At 60.7% G+C, this 16,527-nt stretch carries 14 protein-coding genes; 11 read left to right on the forward strand and 3 right to left on the reverse strand.

Going from position 1 to position 16,527, the window contains the following annotated elements:
- Positions 1–172: 172 nt before the first annotated feature.
- Together gabT and C6382_RS18390 are read left to right on the forward strand one after the other, a co-directional pair.
- On the forward strand, positions 173–1,456 hold the full coding sequence (gabT, locus tag C6382_RS18385) for a 4-aminobutyrate--2-oxoglutarate transaminase (RefSeq protein WP_107025784.1): 1,284 nt from the start codon (positions 173–175) through the stop codon (positions 1,454–1,456).
- Between the two features lie 139 nt (positions 1,457–1,595).
- A complete protein-coding gene (locus C6382_RS18390; protein WP_107025785.1) occupies positions 1,596–2,804 on the forward strand; it encodes a response regulator in 1,209 nt (402 codons plus the stop codon).
- A gap of 23 nt (positions 2,805–2,827) precedes the next feature.
- On the opposite strand, the gene C6382_RS18395 is transcribed toward C6382_RS18390, so the two are convergent.
- Positions 2,828–3,817, reverse strand: coding sequence for a sensor domain-containing diguanylate cyclase (locus C6382_RS18395; RefSeq protein WP_107025786.1), 990 nt, complete (start codon positions 3,815–3,817; stop codon positions 2,828–2,830).
- 135 nt (positions 3,818–3,952) lie between these two features.
- Positions 3,953–5,137 carry a delta-9 fatty acid desaturase DesA gene (gene desA, locus C6382_RS18400; protein ID WP_107025787.1) on the reverse strand — a complete coding sequence of 395 codons (1,185 nt, stop codon included), beginning with the start codon at positions 5,135–5,137 and terminating at the stop codon, positions 3,953–3,955.
- Positions 5,138–5,286: 149 nt separating this feature from the next.
- Between desA and dibA the strand changes: the two genes are divergently transcribed.
- From dibA to C6382_RS18445, 9 genes are all read left to right on the forward strand, one after another.
- A complete protein-coding gene (gene dibA, locus C6382_RS18405; RefSeq protein WP_107025788.1) occupies positions 5,287–7,182 on the forward strand; it encodes a phosphodiesterase DibA in 1,896 nt (631 codons plus the stop codon).
- A 222-nt stretch (positions 7,183–7,404) separates the two neighbouring features.
- Complete coding sequence (gene oscA, locus C6382_RS18410) at positions 7,405–7,587, forward strand: sulfur starvation response protein OscA (RefSeq protein ID WP_107025789.1); 183 nt, start codon at positions 7,405–7,407, stop codon at positions 7,585–7,587.
- 40 nt (positions 7,588–7,627) lie between these two features.
- Positions 7,628–8,635 carry a sulfate ABC transporter substrate-binding protein gene (locus C6382_RS18415; protein ID WP_107025790.1) on the forward strand — a complete coding sequence of 336 codons (1,008 nt, stop codon included), beginning with the start codon at positions 7,628–7,630 and terminating at the stop codon, positions 8,633–8,635.
- Positions 8,636–8,722: 87 nt separating this feature from the next.
- Complete coding sequence (gene cysT, locus C6382_RS18420; RefSeq protein ID WP_107025791.1) at positions 8,723–9,541, forward strand: sulfate ABC transporter permease subunit CysT; 819 nt, start codon at positions 8,723–8,725, stop codon at positions 9,539–9,541.
- A gap of 14 nt (positions 9,542–9,555) precedes the next feature.
- Positions 9,556–10,428, forward strand: coding sequence for a sulfate ABC transporter permease subunit CysW (cysW, locus tag C6382_RS18425; RefSeq protein WP_107025792.1), 873 nt, complete (start codon positions 9,556–9,558; stop codon positions 10,426–10,428).
- Between the two features lie 3 nt (positions 10,429–10,431).
- Positions 10,432–11,421, forward strand: coding sequence for a sulfate/molybdate ABC transporter ATP-binding protein (locus C6382_RS18430; RefSeq protein WP_107025793.1), 990 nt, complete (start codon positions 10,432–10,434; stop codon positions 11,419–11,421).
- Positions 11,422–11,581: 160 nt separating this feature from the next.
- The gene (locus tag C6382_RS18435) at positions 11,582–12,163 is read left to right on the forward strand and encodes an alpha/beta hydrolase (protein WP_107025794.1); all 582 of its coding nucleotides are present in this window, start codon (positions 11,582–11,584) and stop codon (positions 12,161–12,163) included.
- Between the two features lie 62 nt (positions 12,164–12,225).
- Positions 12,226–13,158 (forward strand): sigma 54-interacting transcriptional regulator, encoded by a 933-nt coding sequence (locus tag C6382_RS18440; protein ID WP_107025795.1) that lies wholly within the window; start codon positions 12,226–12,228, stop codon positions 13,156–13,158.
- A gap of 140 nt (positions 13,159–13,298) precedes the next feature.
- Positions 13,299–14,084: a MetQ/NlpA family ABC transporter substrate-binding protein gene (locus tag C6382_RS18445; protein WP_107025796.1), complete on the forward strand. Its 786-nt coding sequence runs from the start codon at positions 13,299–13,301 to the stop codon at positions 14,082–14,084.
- Between the two features lie 70 nt (positions 14,085–14,154).
- Here C6382_RS18445 and C6382_RS18450 read toward each other — a convergent pair whose 3' ends face one another.
- Positions 14,155–16,524: a penicillin acylase family protein gene (locus tag C6382_RS18450; RefSeq protein ID WP_107025797.1), complete on the reverse strand. Its 2,370-nt coding sequence runs from the start codon at positions 16,522–16,524 to the stop codon at positions 14,155–14,157.
- Positions 16,525–16,527 lie beyond the last annotated feature (3 nt).

Genomic DNA, 16,527 nt, shown 5'->3' on the forward strand with positions numbered 1-16,527 from the left:
GCTTTACCTCTGCCAGCGGGGCGCGAGAGCGACGTCTCGCTGGCCTTTTTACACCGTACATCCAGTGGCCTGGGCCCCTGCGGCAGTCGATCAACGCATGCTGCCCGCAGTTGAATACCGGCCACTCTGACTTGAATCGCGCCGCCCTTGTGTGTGGCGAATTGAGGACATTATGAGCAACAAGACCAACGAATCTTTGATGCAACGTCGTATCGCCGCTGTTCCACGCGGTGTTGGCCAGATCCACCCGATCTTCGCCGAGTCGGCAAAAAACGCCACCGTCACTGACGTCGAAGGCCGCGAGTTCATCGACTTCGCCGGCGGTATCGCGGTGCTGAACACCGGTCACGTGCATCCGAAGATCATCGCTGCCGTTGAAGCCCAGCTGCACAAGCTGACCCACACCTGTTTCCAGGTACTGGCCTACGAGCCTTACGTTGAGCTGTGCGAAAAGATCAACGCCAAGGTGCCAGGCGACTTCGCCAAGAAAACCCTGCTGGTCACCACCGGTTCCGAAGCTGTTGAAAACGCCATCAAGATCGCCCGTGCCGCTACTGGCCGTGCCGGCGTGATCGCCTTCACCGGCGCCTACCACGGTCGTACCATGATGACCCTGGGCCTGACCGGTAAAGTCGTGCCTTACTCGGCCGGCATGGGCCTGATGCCAGGCGGTATCTTCCGTGCCCTGTACCCGAACGAACTGCACGGTGTCAGCATTGACGACTCGATCGCTTCGATCGAGCGCATCTTCAAGAACGACGCCGAGCCACGCGACATCGCCGCGATCATCCTCGAGCCTGTTCAGGGCGAAGGCGGTTTCTACGTTGCGCCTAAAGAGTTCATGAAGCGCCTGCGCGCCCTGTGCGACCAGCACGGCATCCTGCTGATCGCTGACGAAGTGCAGACCGGTGCTGGCCGTACCGGCACCTTCTTCGCCATGGAGCAGATGGGCGTTGCCCCAGACCTGACCACCTTCGCCAAATCCATCGCTGGTGGCTTCCCACTGGCTGGTGTCTGCGGCAAGGCCGAATACATGGACGCTATCGCCCCAGGCGGCTTGGGCGGCACCTACGCCGGCAGCCCGATCGCTTGCGCTGCGGCCCTGGCCGTGATGGAAGTGTTTGAAGAAGAGAAACTGCTGGAACGCAGCCAGGCTGTTGGCGAGCGTCTGGTTGCTGGCCTGCGCAAGATCCAGGACAAGCACCCGATCATCGGTGACGTGCGTGCCCTGGGCTCGATGATCGCTGTTGAAGTGTTCGACAAGGCCGGTTCCCACACCCCTAACGCTGCTGCCGTTGCTTCGGTTGTGGCCAAGGCGCGTGACAAGGGTCTGATCCTGCTGTCGTGCGGCACCTACGGCAACGTCCTGCGTATCCTGGTTCCGCTGACCTGCCCTGATGAGCAACTGGACAAAGGTCTGGCAATCATCGAAGAGTGCTTCGCAGAACTCGCGTAAACTGTGACGCAGTAGAAGAAAACCCGCTTCGGCGGGTTTTTTTTCGACCAAAGGAATGCTGCATGGCTAAGGTTGCCAGTAAGGAGACGCCCTGGAAGGTGCGCAGGAGTACGTGTCGTGAACTATCGGAGAGTCGAGTATGAGCATTACCAACCCAGCCAAGGCACCCTGCGTGCTGATTGCCGAGGGCGACCCTTGGGTACGGGAGATGCTCAGCCAGATGTTGCTCAGCGTGCGTTGCGATGCGCGGGTGCAGGTCTGTGCCGATGGCTCCCAGGCGCTGGCGGCGCTGTCCTGCCAACCTGATCTGATCATTGCCGCTCGCGAATTGCCTGGCGGGGATGGCCTGGATTTGCTGCGCAATGTGCGCGCCAAGGGACGCCAACCGGCGCTGCCGTTCATTCTCATGAGTAATCGCAGCGACAGCGCCAGCGTGCGCGAAGCCTTGCCGTTGGCACCTACAGCTTATCTGAGCAAGCCTTTGAACATGGACGCCTTACGTCATCGCCTGGAGGAGTTGCTGCTCAAGGTGGGCGAGCAAATCGCCTGTCCGGTGCCGGCGCTGCAGGCGGGTATGACCCTGACGCGTTTTCTCGAAGGACGCCGGGCCACGGCCGATGGCGGCCCGTTGCTGGCGGATGTGCAGCAGGCCGTTAAGCGCAGCCTGAACCCGCAGGGGCTCAACCTCAAAACCCTGGAAGAAGAGATCCGTAACGACCCGCAGGTTACTGCCGTGCTGATCGCTGCCGCCAACAGTGCTGCATTGCACCGCGACGGTGCCGTGCAGACATTGCTGCAGGCGCTGAACAAGCTCGGTACCACGCAGAGCATGAACCTGATCCTGGGGCTGACGCTCAAGCGTAGCGCCAAGCTCAGTGACCCGTTGTTGTCTGAGCGTGCCGAGCACTTCTGGGCATTGTCGCTGCACGCCGCCGAGTACGCACGGGTCCTGGCGCGGATGCTTGAACTGGATCAGGAGCGCTGTTACTGCGCCGGTCTGCTGCATTGTCTGGGCGACCTGGCATTGCTGCGTTGCCTACAGGAATGGCGTCTGTCCGGGGGGGAGCTGAATGAGGATGACATTGCGTTGTCGCTCAATGAATTTGGCGCGGCCTTCGGTTCGGCGTTGCGCACTCGCTGGCGCTTGCCGCTGGAGTTGCGTGAGCTGATTGCGGCGATCTACCAGCTGGGCGGCGGGGTGTATTCGCGTGAAGCGCTGGTGATGAACCTGGCCGGGCAGCTGGTGCGGTTGCCGGCGGACCAGGGGCTGGAGGCGTTGGCCGAGAGCAAGACGGCGCGGTTACTCAAGGTGGGGTTGGCGGAGCTGGGTAGGCTGCGCAAGGTTTAAGGCTAACTTTATTTCTGTGGGATTCAACCAATCACAATCTGATTCTTGCCCTGGCGCTTGGCTTGGTACATCGCCGCGTCTGCCCGGGCAAACAGGCTGTCCAGCGATGTATCCGCGTCACTGATGCCCGTCAGCCCCTGACTCACGGTCACGCCGAACACCTGTTGATCATGACTGAACGCTAAGCGCTGAATTTCCCGCTGCAAGCGCTCGGCGATCTGCTCGGCGACCTGTGGCGTACAGCCTGGAAATACCGCGGCAAACTCTTCACCACCGATGCGCCCGAACAGATCGCCACGGCGTAATACGGCCTTGCCGGTGTCGGCGATGCGCTGCAGCACATAGTCGCCCTCCTGATGACCATAGGTGTCGTTGATCTGCTTGAAATCATCGATATCGAGCAACAGGAAGGTCAACGGCGCTTGCTCCCGCCGTGCCGCTTCGAAAGCTTCCACAGCGCAGTCGAAGAAGTGCCGGCGGTTGCTGCTTTGGGTCAGGACATCCGTGGTAGCCAGCAGCTGCAGTTCACCTTCGGCGCGTTTCTTTTCGGTGATGTCTTCGGCCATACCGACCACGATCAGTCGATGCTCGTTGTCGGTCTGCTGATTGATAAAGCATTTGTCGCTAAGCCAGCGGACGTTTCCGTCGGCATCGATGATGCGGTATTCGCGGTCTTCCACGGCGCCTTTGACCAGCACTTCGGCCAGGCTGCGCTCGGCATAGTCGAGGTCGTCAGGGTAAACGCTGTCACGCCATTCATTGAAGTCGGCCAGCAGCAGGCCGGCCGGGCGACCGAAGATTCGCTCGTAGGCGGGGCTGACATAAAGCACCTGGCGTGATTCCCAATCGAACGCCCAGAGCACGGCATTGACACTATCGAGCAACGAGCTGAACAGCTGTTCGCGCTCGCTCAGGCGCGCCACTTCGCCTTGGGCGTGCATCAGCGCCAGGAGGGTCTGAGCCAATTCAGGGGGCTCATTATGGGGCTGGGACGTCGGTTTCTTATTGACCATTGGCACGGAACTTCTCACACAGAGGCGGGCGGCCACGACCCGGCCCGCCACACGGGCGTTATGCCAGTCAGAGTGAGGATAGGCGGTGAAGTTCCGGACAGCGCGCCCCACACCGGGGCGCGCCGATCAACGGCATCAGCTCACGGCAGGACGCAGGGAGTAGGTTTTCAGCTGAGCCGCAAAGTCGCGCAGGGACTGAATACCGCTGGCCTCGGCCTCGTGTACCCAGTCTTTCATCGCTGCCAGCATGTCGTGGCCGTTGGCGCTGGTGCGTAGCCAGATTTGCTGCAGGGCCAGGCGTTTCTCGTAGATGGTCTTGAGTGCCTGGCTGTGTTCGAGCATGGTCTGGATGCGCAGGTGGTGACGGTCTTCCAGCAGGCTGGTTTCCCGCGACAGCAAGCGCTTGGCGCGCCGGAACTGATGGCGCACCGAGTCATCGACCCGTGCCAGTTCCTGTTTGACCAGCGGCGCGATCACCAGCTTGCGGTACTGGGCCATGATCTGGAAGCGGTTGTTGAGGATCGCCATGGCGGTGTCCATGTCCAGCTGGCCCTTGCCTTCGACTCGATGGGCGATCGGCGCGACGCGCTGCACCTTGGCCAGGCGCAGGAAGCAGAAAAGCTGGATCCAGGCCCAGCCCATGTCGAACTCCCAGCGCTTGACCGACAGCTTGGCCGAGTTAGGGTAGGTGTGATGGTTGTTGTGCAGCTCTTCGCCGCCGACGATGATGCCCCACGGCAACAGGTTGGTGGCGGCGTCACGGCATTCGAAGTTGCGATAACCGACGGCATGACCAAGACCATTGATGACGCCGGCGGCCCAGAACGGAATCCACATCATCTGCACCGCCCAGATGGTGATGCCGATGGTGCCGAACAACAGCAGGTCAATGACCGCCATCAGGGCGATGCCGCCCAGCTTGTAGCGCGAATAGAGGTTGCGCTCGATCCAGTCCTCAGGGCAGTTCTTGCCATAGATCCGCAGGGTTTCCGGGTTGCGTGCCTCTTCGCGGTACAGCTCTGCGCCTTTGCGCAATACCGTGGACAGGCCTTTGATGACCGGGCTGTGCGGGTCATCGACGGTTTCGCATTTGGCGTGGTGCTTGCGGTGGATGGCCGTCCACTCGCGGGTGTTCTGCGCTGTGGTCAACCACAGCCAGAAACGGAAAAAGTGCTTGAGCCCGGCGTTCAGTTCCAGCGAGCGGTGGGCTGAATAGCGGTGCAGGTAGACAGTGACACTGACGATGGTCACATGGGTCATGACCAGGGTAACTGCCAGCAGTTGCCAGGCTGACAAGTTGAGCAAACCTTGGTACCACATAGGTGAAAGGACCCTCTAGAACATAAGGAACAGCGCGAAGCATTATCCCTGCACCGGTAAATAAAACCAGTCGGCCTTTTAGATAGGAGGTCACGGGATGTTTCTACCCTATAATCCCCCAAATTTTTTTGTGGGATTGTCAGGACCTTATGTCTGCTTCCATTCGAGACGCCATGCGCATGTCTGCGCTTTACCTGGTGTCATCTGTGCTCTGGCTGGCGCTGTCTGATCAATTATTGAGCGGTCTTTTCGATAATTCTCAGCAATTGGCCCGCTGGCAGTTGTTCAGTGCCTATATCTGGGTGCTATGCAGCGCGATGTTGATCTTCTCTTCCCGTGCGCGGCTGCTGAACTTCATTGGTGTTGGCGCACGCCTGCGCCGTGAAGACCGCGAACGTCTGCGCATGGCCGCGGCGGTGTTCGACAGCACCCTTGAAGGCGTGCTGGTGACCGATCGTGACGGGGTAATCGTGCATGTGAACCGTGCGTTCATGCAGATCACCGGGTATGAAAAGGACGAAGTTCTCGGCCAGCGGCCAAGCAAGTTCAAGTCCGGGCGGCATGGGCCGGTGTTCTATCAGGAAATCTACGCGACCCTGGCCGAAAAGGGCGAGTGGAGCGGCGAGATCTGGAACCGGCGCAAAAGTGGCGAGGTGTACCCGCAGTGGCAGACCATTTGCTCGATCCGCGATGACAGCGGTGAGCTCAGCCATTATGTGGCGGTGTTCAGCGATATCAGTGCGATCAAGCACAGCGAGCGCGAGCTGGCCTACCTGGCCCATCATGATCCACTCACCGACTTGCCCAATCGCCTGTTGTTCAGCGACCGCGCCGAGCAGGCGCTGGCTGCTGCACAGGCCAACAAGCGCGGTTGTGCCCTGCTGTTACTGGACCTGGATCATTTCCAGAGCATCAACGACGGCCTTGGGCACAATGTCGGTGATCAGTTGCTCAAAGTGGTGGGCGAGCGACTCAAGGCGTTGCTCTGTAGCGGTGTGACCCTGGCCCGGCTGGGGGGTGACGAGTTTGCCGTGCTTACCGAGCAATGTCCGCAGGTTGGCCAGGCTGCTGCGCTGGCGCAAAGCATCATCGATGTGATGAAGCAACCCTTCGAGCTCGATAACCAGAACCTGTTCGTCAGCGCGAGTATTGGCATCAGCCTGTTCCCCAGCGACGCGCTGAGCGCTGAGCAACTGTTGCGTAATGCCGACTCGGCCTTGTTCAAGGCCAAGGCCTGCGGTCGTGCAGGTTTCGCCTTGTACACTGAAGAACTGACGGCCCATGCCCAGCAGCGCGTCGAGACTGCGGGTGAGCTGCGCCGGGCGTTGGAGCATGAAGAACTGCGGGTTTACTACCAGCCGGTGCATGACCTGCGCAACGGCGCGATGATTGGTGTTGAGGCCTTGGTACGTTGGCAGCACCCGCAGCGCGGGCTGGTGCCTCCCGGGGAGTTCATTCCGATCGCCGAACGCACGGGCCTGATTGCGGAAATCGATACCTGGGTGCTGCACCAGGCCTGTACGCAGATGGTGCAGTGGCAGGCCAGCGGGCGGCCACTCATGTTTGTGGCGGTGAACATATCCAGTCGCCTGTTTGGGCATCGCGACCTTTATCAGCAGGTTGCCAAGGTGTTGCACGGGACCGGCCTGGACCCGGCGATGCTGGAGCTGGAAGTAACTGAAAGCGCTGTGATGGAAGACCCCGAGGTTGCGCTGGAACAGCTGCACCGTTTGCGTGAGCTGGGGCTGCGTCTGGCCATCGATGACTTTGGCACGGGGTACTCGTCGCTGCTGCGGTTAAAGCGTTTGCCAGTGCAAAAGCTCAAGATCGACCAGGGTTTTGTTGCTGGGTTGCCGTGCGATGAAGACGATGCGGCGATTGTCCGGGTGATCATTGCCCTGGGCCAAAGCATGGGTATGCAGGTCCTTGCCGAAGGCATAGAGCAGGCCGAGCAAGCGCAATTTCTCCTCGAGCACCAGTGCCTGCTGGGGCAGGGGTACTGGTTTGGACGGCCGGTTCCAGCACAGCAATTGCGCTGGGCCTGAGGGCCTCATCGTCGGCTCCTGCAGAAGTACACTGTAGGAGCCGGCGTTGCCGGCGATGGGCTGTAGATCAGCCCCTGGCACTTAATCATTTTTGGTTATATAAAAATTCTTAAATAGTATTTTTAAGAATATTAGCGCCCCCCTAAGATTGCCCTCAAGCCAGGCGCAGTCGCCCCCCCTTCATGCAACTGCACGGCATCCCTTACTCACAGGAGCACGAGCATGAGCGCATCTCTGCGTAGCGTTGACGGTCAGGACGAAGCCAGCATTTTGCGCGAAATCCAGAGCGCCCTGCGCGACCTGCGCTTTGGTGCGGTGGAAATCACCGTGCACAACGCCCAGGTCGTGCAGATCGAACGCAAGGAAAAGTTCCGCCTGCAGAGCCCCGGCAACAAGCCCAGCTGATCACCCTAATTAGAAAAAATAGCCAATCGGGAGCTTCACCATGTCCATCCGCCGTTATGCCCTGGCTGCACTCGCCAGCGCCGTGTTTGCCGGTTCCGCCATCGCCAGGGACTACGAGTTGCTGAACGTGTCCTATGATCCGACCCGGGAGCTGTACCAGCAGTACAACGCCGAGTTCATCAAGCACTGGCAGCAGGCTCACCCGGACGACAACGTGAAGATCCAGCAGTCTCACGGTGGTTCGGGCAAGCAGGCCCGGGCGGTGATCGACGGCCTGCGCGCTGACGTGGTGACCCTGGCGCTGGCCGGCGACATCGACGAAGTGGCCAAGCTCGGCAAGGCCCTGCCGGACAACTGGCAGACCCGCCTGCCGGACGCCAGCACGCCGTACACCTCGACCATTGTGTTCCTGGTGCGCAAAGGCAATCCCAAAGGCATCAAGGACTGGGGCGATCTGATCAAGAAAGATGTATCGGTAATTACGCCGAACCCGAAAACCTCCGGTGGTGCGCGCTGGAACTTCCTCGCCGCCTGGGCCTACGGCCTGAAAGCCGGTGGTAGCGAAGCCAAGGCCCAGGAGTACGTGAAGGCGCTATTCAAGCATGTACCGGTGCTCGATACCGGCGCCCGAGGATCGACCATCACCTTCGTCAACAACGGTCAGGGTGATGTGTTGCTGGCCTGGGAAAACGAAGCGTTCCTGGCCCTCAAGGAAGACGGTGGCAGCGATAAGTTCGAGATCGTCGTGCCGTCGCTGTCGATTCTCGCCGAGCCGCCAGTGGCCGTGGTCGACAAGAATGCCGAGAAGAAGGGCAACGAGCAGATCGCCGAGGCATACCTCAAGCACCTGTACAGCCCGGCCGGGCAGAAAATCGCCGCAGAGAACTTCTACCGCCCACGTGACGCAAAAGTTGCCGCCGAGTACGCCAAGCAGTTCCCGAAACTGGACCTGGTAACTATCGACAAAGACTTCGGCGGCTGGAAAACTGCCCAACCCAAATTCTTCAACGATGGTGGTGTGTTCGACCAGATCTACACGGCCCAGTGATACATGGCCGTCAGGATAATCGCCGTTCAGTAGCCAGCATGGGCCCGGGATTCGTCCCGGGCTTCACGCGTTAAACCAGGGACCTTTATGTCACGTCGTATCTCCCCCGTCATACCCGGCTTCGGGCTGACGCTGGGCTACACCTTGGTGTACCTCAGTCTGATTGTGCTCATACCGCTGGGGGCCATGTTCGTGCATGCCGCTCAGCTCACCTGGGAGCAGTTCTGGGCCATCATCAGTGCGCCGCGAGTCCTGGCCGCACTCAAGCTGAGCTTCGGTACTGCCCTCTGCGCCGCCATCATCAACGGCATCATCGGCACTTTGCTGGCTTGGGTACTGGTGCGCTACACCTTCCCGGGGCGCAAGATCATCGAAGCGATGATCGACCTGCCGTTCGCCCTGCCGACAGCCGTGGCCGGTATCGCCCTGACCGCGTTGTACGCGCCGGCGGGCCTGGTCGGCCAGTTTGCCACCGACCTGGGCTTCAAGATCGCCTACACCCCGTTGGGCATCACTTTGGCACTGACCTTCGTAACCTTGCCGTTCGTGGTGCGTACGGTGCAGCCGGTACTGGCCGATATCCCTCGGGAAGTCGAAGAAGCCGCGGCCTGCCTGGGGGCCAAACCGCTGCAGGTGTTCCGTTATGTACTGCTGCCGGCGCTGCTGCCCGCCTGGCTGACCGGTTTTGCCCTGGCCTTTGCCCGCGGTGTCGGTGAGTACGGTTCGGTGATCTTCATCGCCGGCAACATGCCGATGAAGACCGAGATCCTGCCGCTGTTGATCATGGTCAAGCTCGACCAATATGACTACACCGGTGCCACTGCCATCGGCGTGTTGATGCTGGTGGTTTCCTTCGTCCTGTTGCTGCTGATCAACTTGTTGCAGCGGCGCATCGAAACCCCTTGAAGGAGGCCACGTCCATGTCTGCATCTACCCTTGGCGCGGCCGCTTCGGCCAACGCCGCGCGCCGTGGCAGCTCGACTTCGCGGTGGATCCTGATCAGTCTCGGCTGGTTGATCTTCGCCCTGTTTCTGCTGCTGCCGCTGGTTATCGTCGTGTCCCAGGGCCTGAAAATGGGCCTGGGAACATTCTTCGAAGCGATCTTCGAGCCTGACGCATTGTCGGCCCTGAAGCTGACCCTGATCGCCGTGGCTATCTCGGTGCCGCTGAACCTGGTGTTCGGGGTCAGCGCCGCCTGGTGTGTGAGCAAGTACAACTTCCGCGGCAAAAGCATCCTGGTCACGCTGATCGACCTGCCGTTCTCGGTGTCACCGGTGATCGCTGGTCTGGTCTACGTGTTGATGTTCGGCGCCCAGGGCTTTTTCGGGCCCTGGCTGCAGGACCATGACATCCAGATCGTGTTTGCCTTGCCGGGTATTGTCCTGGCCACCATCTTCGTTACCGTACCTTTCGTCGCCCGTGAACTGATCCCGCTGATGCAGGAGCAGGGCACCCAGGAAGAAGAGGCCGCGCGCCTGCTTGGTGCCAACGGCTGGCAGATGTTCTGGCATGTGACCCTGCCCAACATCAAATGGGGCCTGATCTACGGCGTGGTGCTGTGTACCGCGCGGGCGATGGGTGAATTCGGTGCGGTGTCGGTGGTCTCCGGGCACATTCGCGGGGTGACCAACACCTTGCCGTTGCACGTCGAGATCCTCTACAACGAATACAACCATGTCGCGGCCTTCAGCGTGGCCAGCCTGTTGCTGATTCTGGCGCTCTTCATCCTGCTGCTCAAGCAGTGGAGCGAGTCCCGCATTAACCGCCTGCGCCACAGCGCAGCGGAGGAATAATTCATGTCGATCGAAGTTCGTAACGTCAGCAAGCGCTTCAACGCTTTCCAGGCTCTGGACAGCATCAACCTGGATATCCACAGCGGTGAGCTGGTGGCGCTGCTCGGTCCGTCCGGCTGCGGCAAAACTACCCTGCTGCGGATCATCGCCGGTCTGGAAACCCCTGACCAGGGCAATATCGTTTTCCACGGTGAGGATGTTTCCGGTCACGATGTACGTGATCGCAACGTCGGTTTCGTGTTCCAGCACTACGCCCTGTTCCGCCACATGAGCGTGTTCGACAACGTTGCTTTCGGTCTGCGCATGAAGCCCAAAGGGGAGCGTCCGAGCGAGAGCAAGATTGCCGAGAAGGTCCATGAGCTGCTCAACATGGTTCAGCTCGACTGGCTCAGCGACCGATATCCCGAGCAGCTTTCCGGTGGCCAGCGTCAGCGTATCGCCCTGGCTCGCGCTCTGGCCGTTGAGCCCAAGGTGCTGCTGCTCGACGAGCCGTTCGGGGCCCTCGACGCCAAGGTGCGTAAAGAACTGCGCCGCTGGCTGGCGCGCTTGCACGAAGACATCAACCTGACCTCGGTGTTCGTGACCCACGACCAGGAAGAGGCGATGGAAGTCGCCGACCGCATCGTGGTGATGAACAAGGGCGTGATCGAGCAGATCGGCTCGCCGGGCGAGGTTTACGAGAATCCGGCCAGCGATTTCGTTTACCACTTCCTTGGCGACTCCAATCGCCTGCATCTGAGCGAAGGCCATCACGTGCTGTTCCGCCCTCATGAAGTGTCGTTGTCGCGGCATGAGATTGAGGGGCACCATGCGGCTGAAGTACGTGATATCCGGCCGCTGGGTGCGACCACCCGGGTGACCTTGAAGGTGCAAGGGCAGAGCGAGCTGATCGAAGCTGAAGTGGTCAAGGATCATGACAGCCTGGCTGGGCTTGCCCGTGGCGAGACCCTGTTCTTCAAACCCAAGGTTTGGCAAAAAATAGCCAACATCTGACACCCTCGGGAAGTCATCTGGGGCCATTCCTCGGCAGGGGCTGGCCCCTTTTTTATTCCTGCATGACAATTTAGTTATTAACAAATAGCTTCTTATTCCTTTACTGACATAATCACCTCCTTATACTTGGCCTCAAGCAAATCCAGCAGGAGGCATCCCCATGCGCAACTCGTCGATCCGTTACCTGATTGTGCCGGGCTGGCAAGGATCGCCAGAAGACCATTGGCAGAGTCACTGGCAGCAAGTGCTGCCCAACAGCGCACGGGTCGAGCAAGCCGATTGGTTGACACCGCAACGCCAGGATTGGGTGCAGGCACTTGAGCAGGCAGTGGCCGCCGCCGATACGCCAGTGATCCTGATTGCCCACAGCCTGGGTTGCATCACCGTCGCTCATTGGGCTGCGCAAACCAGTGTCAGCCTGCTGCGCCGGGTACGCGGCGCCTTGCTGGTGGCGCCAGCCGATGTCGAGCGCCCTACCTGCGCGCCAGCGCTGCGCAACTTCGCGCCGATTGCCCAGCAGTTGTTGCCGTTCCCCTGCCAAGTGGTCAGCTCCGACAACGATCCGGCGATCAGCGCCCCGCGGGCCATGCAGCTGGCGCGGGCCTGGGGCGCTGAAGTGGGCTTTCTGGCTGGAGCCGGACATATCAACGTCAAGTCCGGGCATCGTCGTTGGGAGCAGGGCTTCGCCTACCTTTACCGCCTGCAGAATCGGCTGGAACAGCACGCCCTTCGCCGCGCCTGACCGTACGCTGACTTTTTCCACAGCCAACGCCCGGCCCCAGGTGCTGCGGGCGGGAGTTTGCCATGAGTATTCACGACACCTCTGGTCAGCGGCTGCTGACCTTTCCCGAGCTGGACAAGAGCCCGCTGAGTATTCGCGCCAAGGCGCTGGTATTCGTCGACCCGCGTTCGCGGCAATTGCGCGAGGAGCTGGAGTTGCTGGCGCCCTTGGCACTGCCGGTACTGATTCGCGGCGAGACCGGCACCGGCAAAGAGCTGCTGGCCCGGCAGATTCACCGCGCCAGTGATCGCGCAGGCCTGTTTGTGTCGGTCAACTGTGCGGCAATCAGCCCGACCTATGCCGATGCCGAGCTCTTTGGTTATAGCGCCGGTGCCCACAGTGGCGCTGCCAGCAGCCGCGCCGGGTGGTTCGGCTCAGCCAATGGCGGCACCCTGTACCTGGATGAAATCGCCGACTTGCCGTTGGCGATTCAGGTCAAATTGCTTGCCGCGCTGGAGAGCCGTGAAGTCATCCGCGTTGGCGCCCAGCAACCCAACCCTGTGGATGTGCGCCTGGTCGCCGCGTCGAGTATCGACTTGGGTGAGGCGGTCAGTGCCGGCAAGTTCCATGAGCGGCTCTATCACTACTTGCGCGAAGGGCATCTGGAACTGCCTGCGTTACGTGAGCGGGTCGGCGATATCCTGCCGCTGGCCGAGTATTTTGTCGGTATCTATAGCCCGCGACTGAACCTGCCGGTAGCGTTGATCAGTGACGCCGCCCAGCGCGTGCTGGAGCTGCACAGCTGGCCGGGCAACACCCGCGAGCTGGAAAACGTCATCCACTTTGCCTTGCTGGTCAGCAGCGGTGAAGAGATTTTGCCCGAGCATTTGAACCTGCCGACACCGCTGCAAGCATTGGCCAGTCAGCTTGATCAGTTGTGCCAGCGGGCTGGCGCTGGTGAGCGCGGTGCCTTGCAGAGCCTGCTGGAGCAAGCCTTGTCGCGGCTTCATGCTTAAATCGAATAATAAGCTAAGAAAAAGATATTATTACGGCATAAAAAATCTGGGTATTGTCCGTTTCCAAGCCGGCTAGCAAAGTGCTGGCAACTCATTTTTTGCCGTCGACCGATGGCTCTGTATTCGAATAAGGACTGCGCATGAAAAAGGCTCTGTTGTTCACTGCTCTGGCGGCCGCTCTGTCGGTTGCAGGTTTCGCCCACGCCGGCGAGAAACTGGTGGTTGCCGCCACCCCGGTGCCCCACGCTGAAATCCTTGAGCTGATCAAGCCGACCCTGGCCAAAGAAGGCGTGGACCTGGAGATCAAGGTGTTCACCGACTATGTGCAGCCTAACGTGCAGGTCGACCAGAAGCGCCTGGACGCCAACTACTTCCAGACCCTGCCGTACCTGAAAAACTTCAACGAAGGTAAAGGCACGCACCTGGAAACCGTGATTGGTGTGCACGTAGAGCCGTTCGGTGGTTACTCGAAGAAGGTCAAGAACCTGAGCGAGCTGAAGGAAGGCGCCACCGTCGCCATTCCTAACGAAGGCAGCAACAGTGGTCGCGCCCTGCTGCTGTTGCAGAAAGCCGGTCTGATTACACTGAAAGATCCGAAAAACGCCCTGGCCACGCCGAAAGACATCGCCGAGAACCCGAAGAAACTGAAATTCCGCGAGCTTGAATCGGCCATGCTGCCACGCGTTCTGGATCAGGTTGACCTGGACATGATCAACACCAACTACGCCCTGGAAGCCGGTCTGAACCCGGCCAAAGATGCCCTGGTGATTGAAGGTGCCGACTCGCCGTACGTGAACTTCCTGGTTGCCCGTCCAGACAATAAGGACAGCGAGGCAATCCAGAAGCTGGCCAAGGCCCTGACCAGCCCGGAAGTGAAAACTTTCATCGAGAAAAAATACAGCGGCGCGGTACTGCCGGCGTTCTAAGTAACAACTGATACCCGCTCCTACAGGTTCAGCACAACCCTGTAGGAGCAACTTGCCCCGCGATAAGGCCCTATTTTCCAGGCACCAACCGCAAGGTACTCTGCGCCGGAATCACCCCCATCTGCGCCTTGTGGTACTGCCCCTCGATATAGTCCTTGGCCTGATCGGCATAGTGCCTGTCGAACAGCACGCCACTTTGCCCGACCGGGTTGATGGTCAGGGCCTGTCCGGCATCGGCGAAGTCGATCAGGCGCCGGGTCGAAGGGCCATAGGTGACCGGCCAGGGCGCCGGACCGATCTTCGCCGACAGGTTGTTCGGTACTTCATGAGTGCCCGGCGCGGCGAATGCGCCGACGTTGAACAGCAGGTTCAGCGGTTTCTGCAGCCCGAGCGGATGGTTGTGGGTCAAAGTATGCGCCTTGCCCCATTGCCAGGCGGCCGGGTCGTTACCCAGTGTCTCGCGCAGGTGGGTCAGGCTGGCCTGCCAGGCGCGTTTCACCGCCTCGCTGCGGCTACCATGCCCGCTGCTGCCATGCAGCCCCCACCAGGGCGACTCGGCGTCAGCGGCCAGGCGCGGCAAGGCGGCATCGATGACGCGGGTGCTGATCAGCATCTGCAACCAGGCGTCGCCCAGTTCGTCATGCATGGCCGCGTACGCCAGGTCGTAGAGGAACTGGTTGAACAGCGTGGCGCTGACCGAGTCCAGCGGGTAGTCGCCATTCCAGCTGGCCAACTGTTCGACCAGCTCCTTCTCCTGATCGCCCGTGGCCACCTCTCGCAAGGTCCCCAGCAACGGTGCCAGGGTGCGCAGGCCATAGTCGCTGGCCGTGTCGAGCTGCAGCGCCTGGCTGTTTTGCGTATCCCATTTGATTTGTGGATCGGCCAAGTGGCGGTCCAGTTGCTGGCCGCGGTCGGGGAGGTTGTAGTAACCGGGAATCGGCATGGTTGCGGGCGGCTGATGGTTGGCCGAAACGATATAGCCGCTGGCCGGGTTTTCCTGCTGGGGGTTGGCGCTGAACGGGTGGAAGCCGAGTTTGTCAGCCTGGGCAGTGCTACCGTCGAGGATGAACGACGGGTTGACCCCGTCCGGGCGAATCGGTAGCTGCGCCGCCGCCCACCAACCGATATCGCCACGGGCATTGGCCCACACCAGGTTGAGACCGGGGGCCTGGATCTTCGCTGCGGCACTGCGCATCTTGTTCAGGGTGTCGGCGCGGTTGACCTGGTAGAAACCTTCAAGAACCGGGTTGTCGGTTTCCAGGAACGCCCACCACATGGCAATCGGGGTCGGCCCGGCATTGGCGCCGAGCACTTGGTTGACGATCGGGCCGTGTGGCGAGCGCCGCAGGGTGATGCTGACAGGTTCCTCGCCTTTCACCGCGATAGTGTCCTGGGAGATGGTCAACGGTTGCCACTGGCCGTTGATACGCACCTGGTCAGGGTTGGCCGGATTGACCCGCTCGGCGATCAGGTCGACATCATCGTTCTGGAACATGGTCAGGCTCCAGCCGAACTCGCGGTTGTGCCCCAGCGAAGCGAAGGGGTTGAGCGCCTGGTGATAGCCATAGAGGTTGAAACCGGGCGCTGACAGTTCGGCCTCGTACCAGACAGCAGGCACGGCAAAGCTGATATGCGGATCGCCGGCGAGCAGCGGCTTGCCACTGCGTGTCCGGCTGCCGGACACGGCCCAGGCGTTGCTGCCTTCGTACTGAGGAATGCCGGCCTCGCTCAGGGCTTGCTGGCTGACCTGGGCCAGGTGCTCCAGGCTTTTCCAGTCAGCAGCTGTCAGCGGCGGGCGGCTGTGCAATGCGCCTTCAGGGTTCCAGTCGAGGTCGAAGATCTTCAGGTATTCGCTACCGAGCTGATCGCGCACATAGGTCAAAACAGGTTCCGTGCGAAAGGCGGCGGCAAAGCTGTAGGCCATGTAGCCAGCAATGCTCAGGGTGTCCTGGGCAGTGAACGGCCGTGGGGTGATGCCCAGTACATCGAATTCCATGGGTTTTGGGTGACTGTCCTGCCAGGCATTGACGCCATCGAGGTAAGCCTGCAGCGCGAGCCAGGCAGGCGATTGTTTGTCCTGACGCTCGATGTAGCGCTCGGCCTGTTCGCGAATTCGCAGGCTGCGGAACAGGGTATCGGTGGCCAGCAGCTTGCGGCCGAGCACTTCGGCCAATTCGCCGCGGGCCAGGCGGCGGATGGTCTCCATCTGGAACAGCCGGTCCTGGGCATGTACATAGCCCAGGGCGCGATACAGGTCGATCTCGTTCTGAGCTTGGATGTGCGGTACGCCACGAGTGTCATACCGCACACTGACCGGCGCCTGCAGGCTGGCCAGGAGCACCTCGCCCTCGCGCTGCGGTAACTTGCCTTGCACATACCAGTAACCGCCACCGGCGGCCGCGGCAATGACCACAGCGAGGAAGGTCAGGCTGCGCTTCATCAA

The sequence above is a fragment of the Pseudomonas sp. BBP2017 genome, assembly GCF_003024385.1.
In the GTDB taxonomy this organism is placed as follows: Bacteria; Pseudomonadota; Gammaproteobacteria; order Pseudomonadales; family Pseudomonadaceae; genus Aquipseudomonas.

Coding starts and splice junctions, on each gene's coding strand:
- gabT (WP_107025784.1), top strand. CDS start 173: ATGAGCAACAAGACCAACGAATCTTTGATGCAACGTCGTATCGCCGCT.
- C6382_RS18390 (WP_107025785.1), top strand. CDS start 1,596: ATGAGCATTACCAACCCAGCCAAGGCACCCTGCGTGCTGATTGCCGAG.
- C6382_RS18395 (WP_107025786.1), bottom strand. CDS start 3,817: ATGGTCAATAAGAAACCGACGTCCCAGCCCCATAATGAGCCCCCTGAA.
- desA (WP_107025787.1), bottom strand. CDS start 5,137: ATGTGGTACCAAGGTTTGCTCAACTTGTCAGCCTGGCAACTGCTGGCA.
- dibA (WP_107025788.1), top strand. CDS start 5,287: ATGTCTGCTTCCATTCGAGACGCCATGCGCATGTCTGCGCTTTACCTG.
- oscA (WP_107025789.1), top strand. CDS start 7,405: ATGAGCGCATCTCTGCGTAGCGTTGACGGTCAGGACGAAGCCAGCATT.
- C6382_RS18415 (WP_107025790.1), top strand. CDS start 7,628: ATGTCCATCCGCCGTTATGCCCTGGCTGCACTCGCCAGCGCCGTGTTT.
- cysT (WP_107025791.1), top strand. CDS start 8,723: ATGTCACGTCGTATCTCCCCCGTCATACCCGGCTTCGGGCTGACGCTG.
- cysW (WP_107025792.1), top strand. CDS start 9,556: ATGTCTGCATCTACCCTTGGCGCGGCCGCTTCGGCCAACGCCGCGCGC.
- C6382_RS18430 (WP_107025793.1), top strand. CDS start 10,432: ATGTCGATCGAAGTTCGTAACGTCAGCAAGCGCTTCAACGCTTTCCAG.
- C6382_RS18435 (WP_107025794.1), top strand. CDS start 11,582: ATGCGCAACTCGTCGATCCGTTACCTGATTGTGCCGGGCTGGCAAGGA.
- C6382_RS18440 (WP_107025795.1), top strand. CDS start 12,226: ATGAGTATTCACGACACCTCTGGTCAGCGGCTGCTGACCTTTCCCGAG.
- C6382_RS18445 (WP_107025796.1), top strand. CDS start 13,299: ATGAAAAAGGCTCTGTTGTTCACTGCTCTGGCGGCCGCTCTGTCGGTT.
- C6382_RS18450 (WP_107025797.1), bottom strand. CDS start 16,524: ATGAAGCGCAGCCTGACCTTCCTCGCTGTGGTCATTGCCGCGGCCGCC.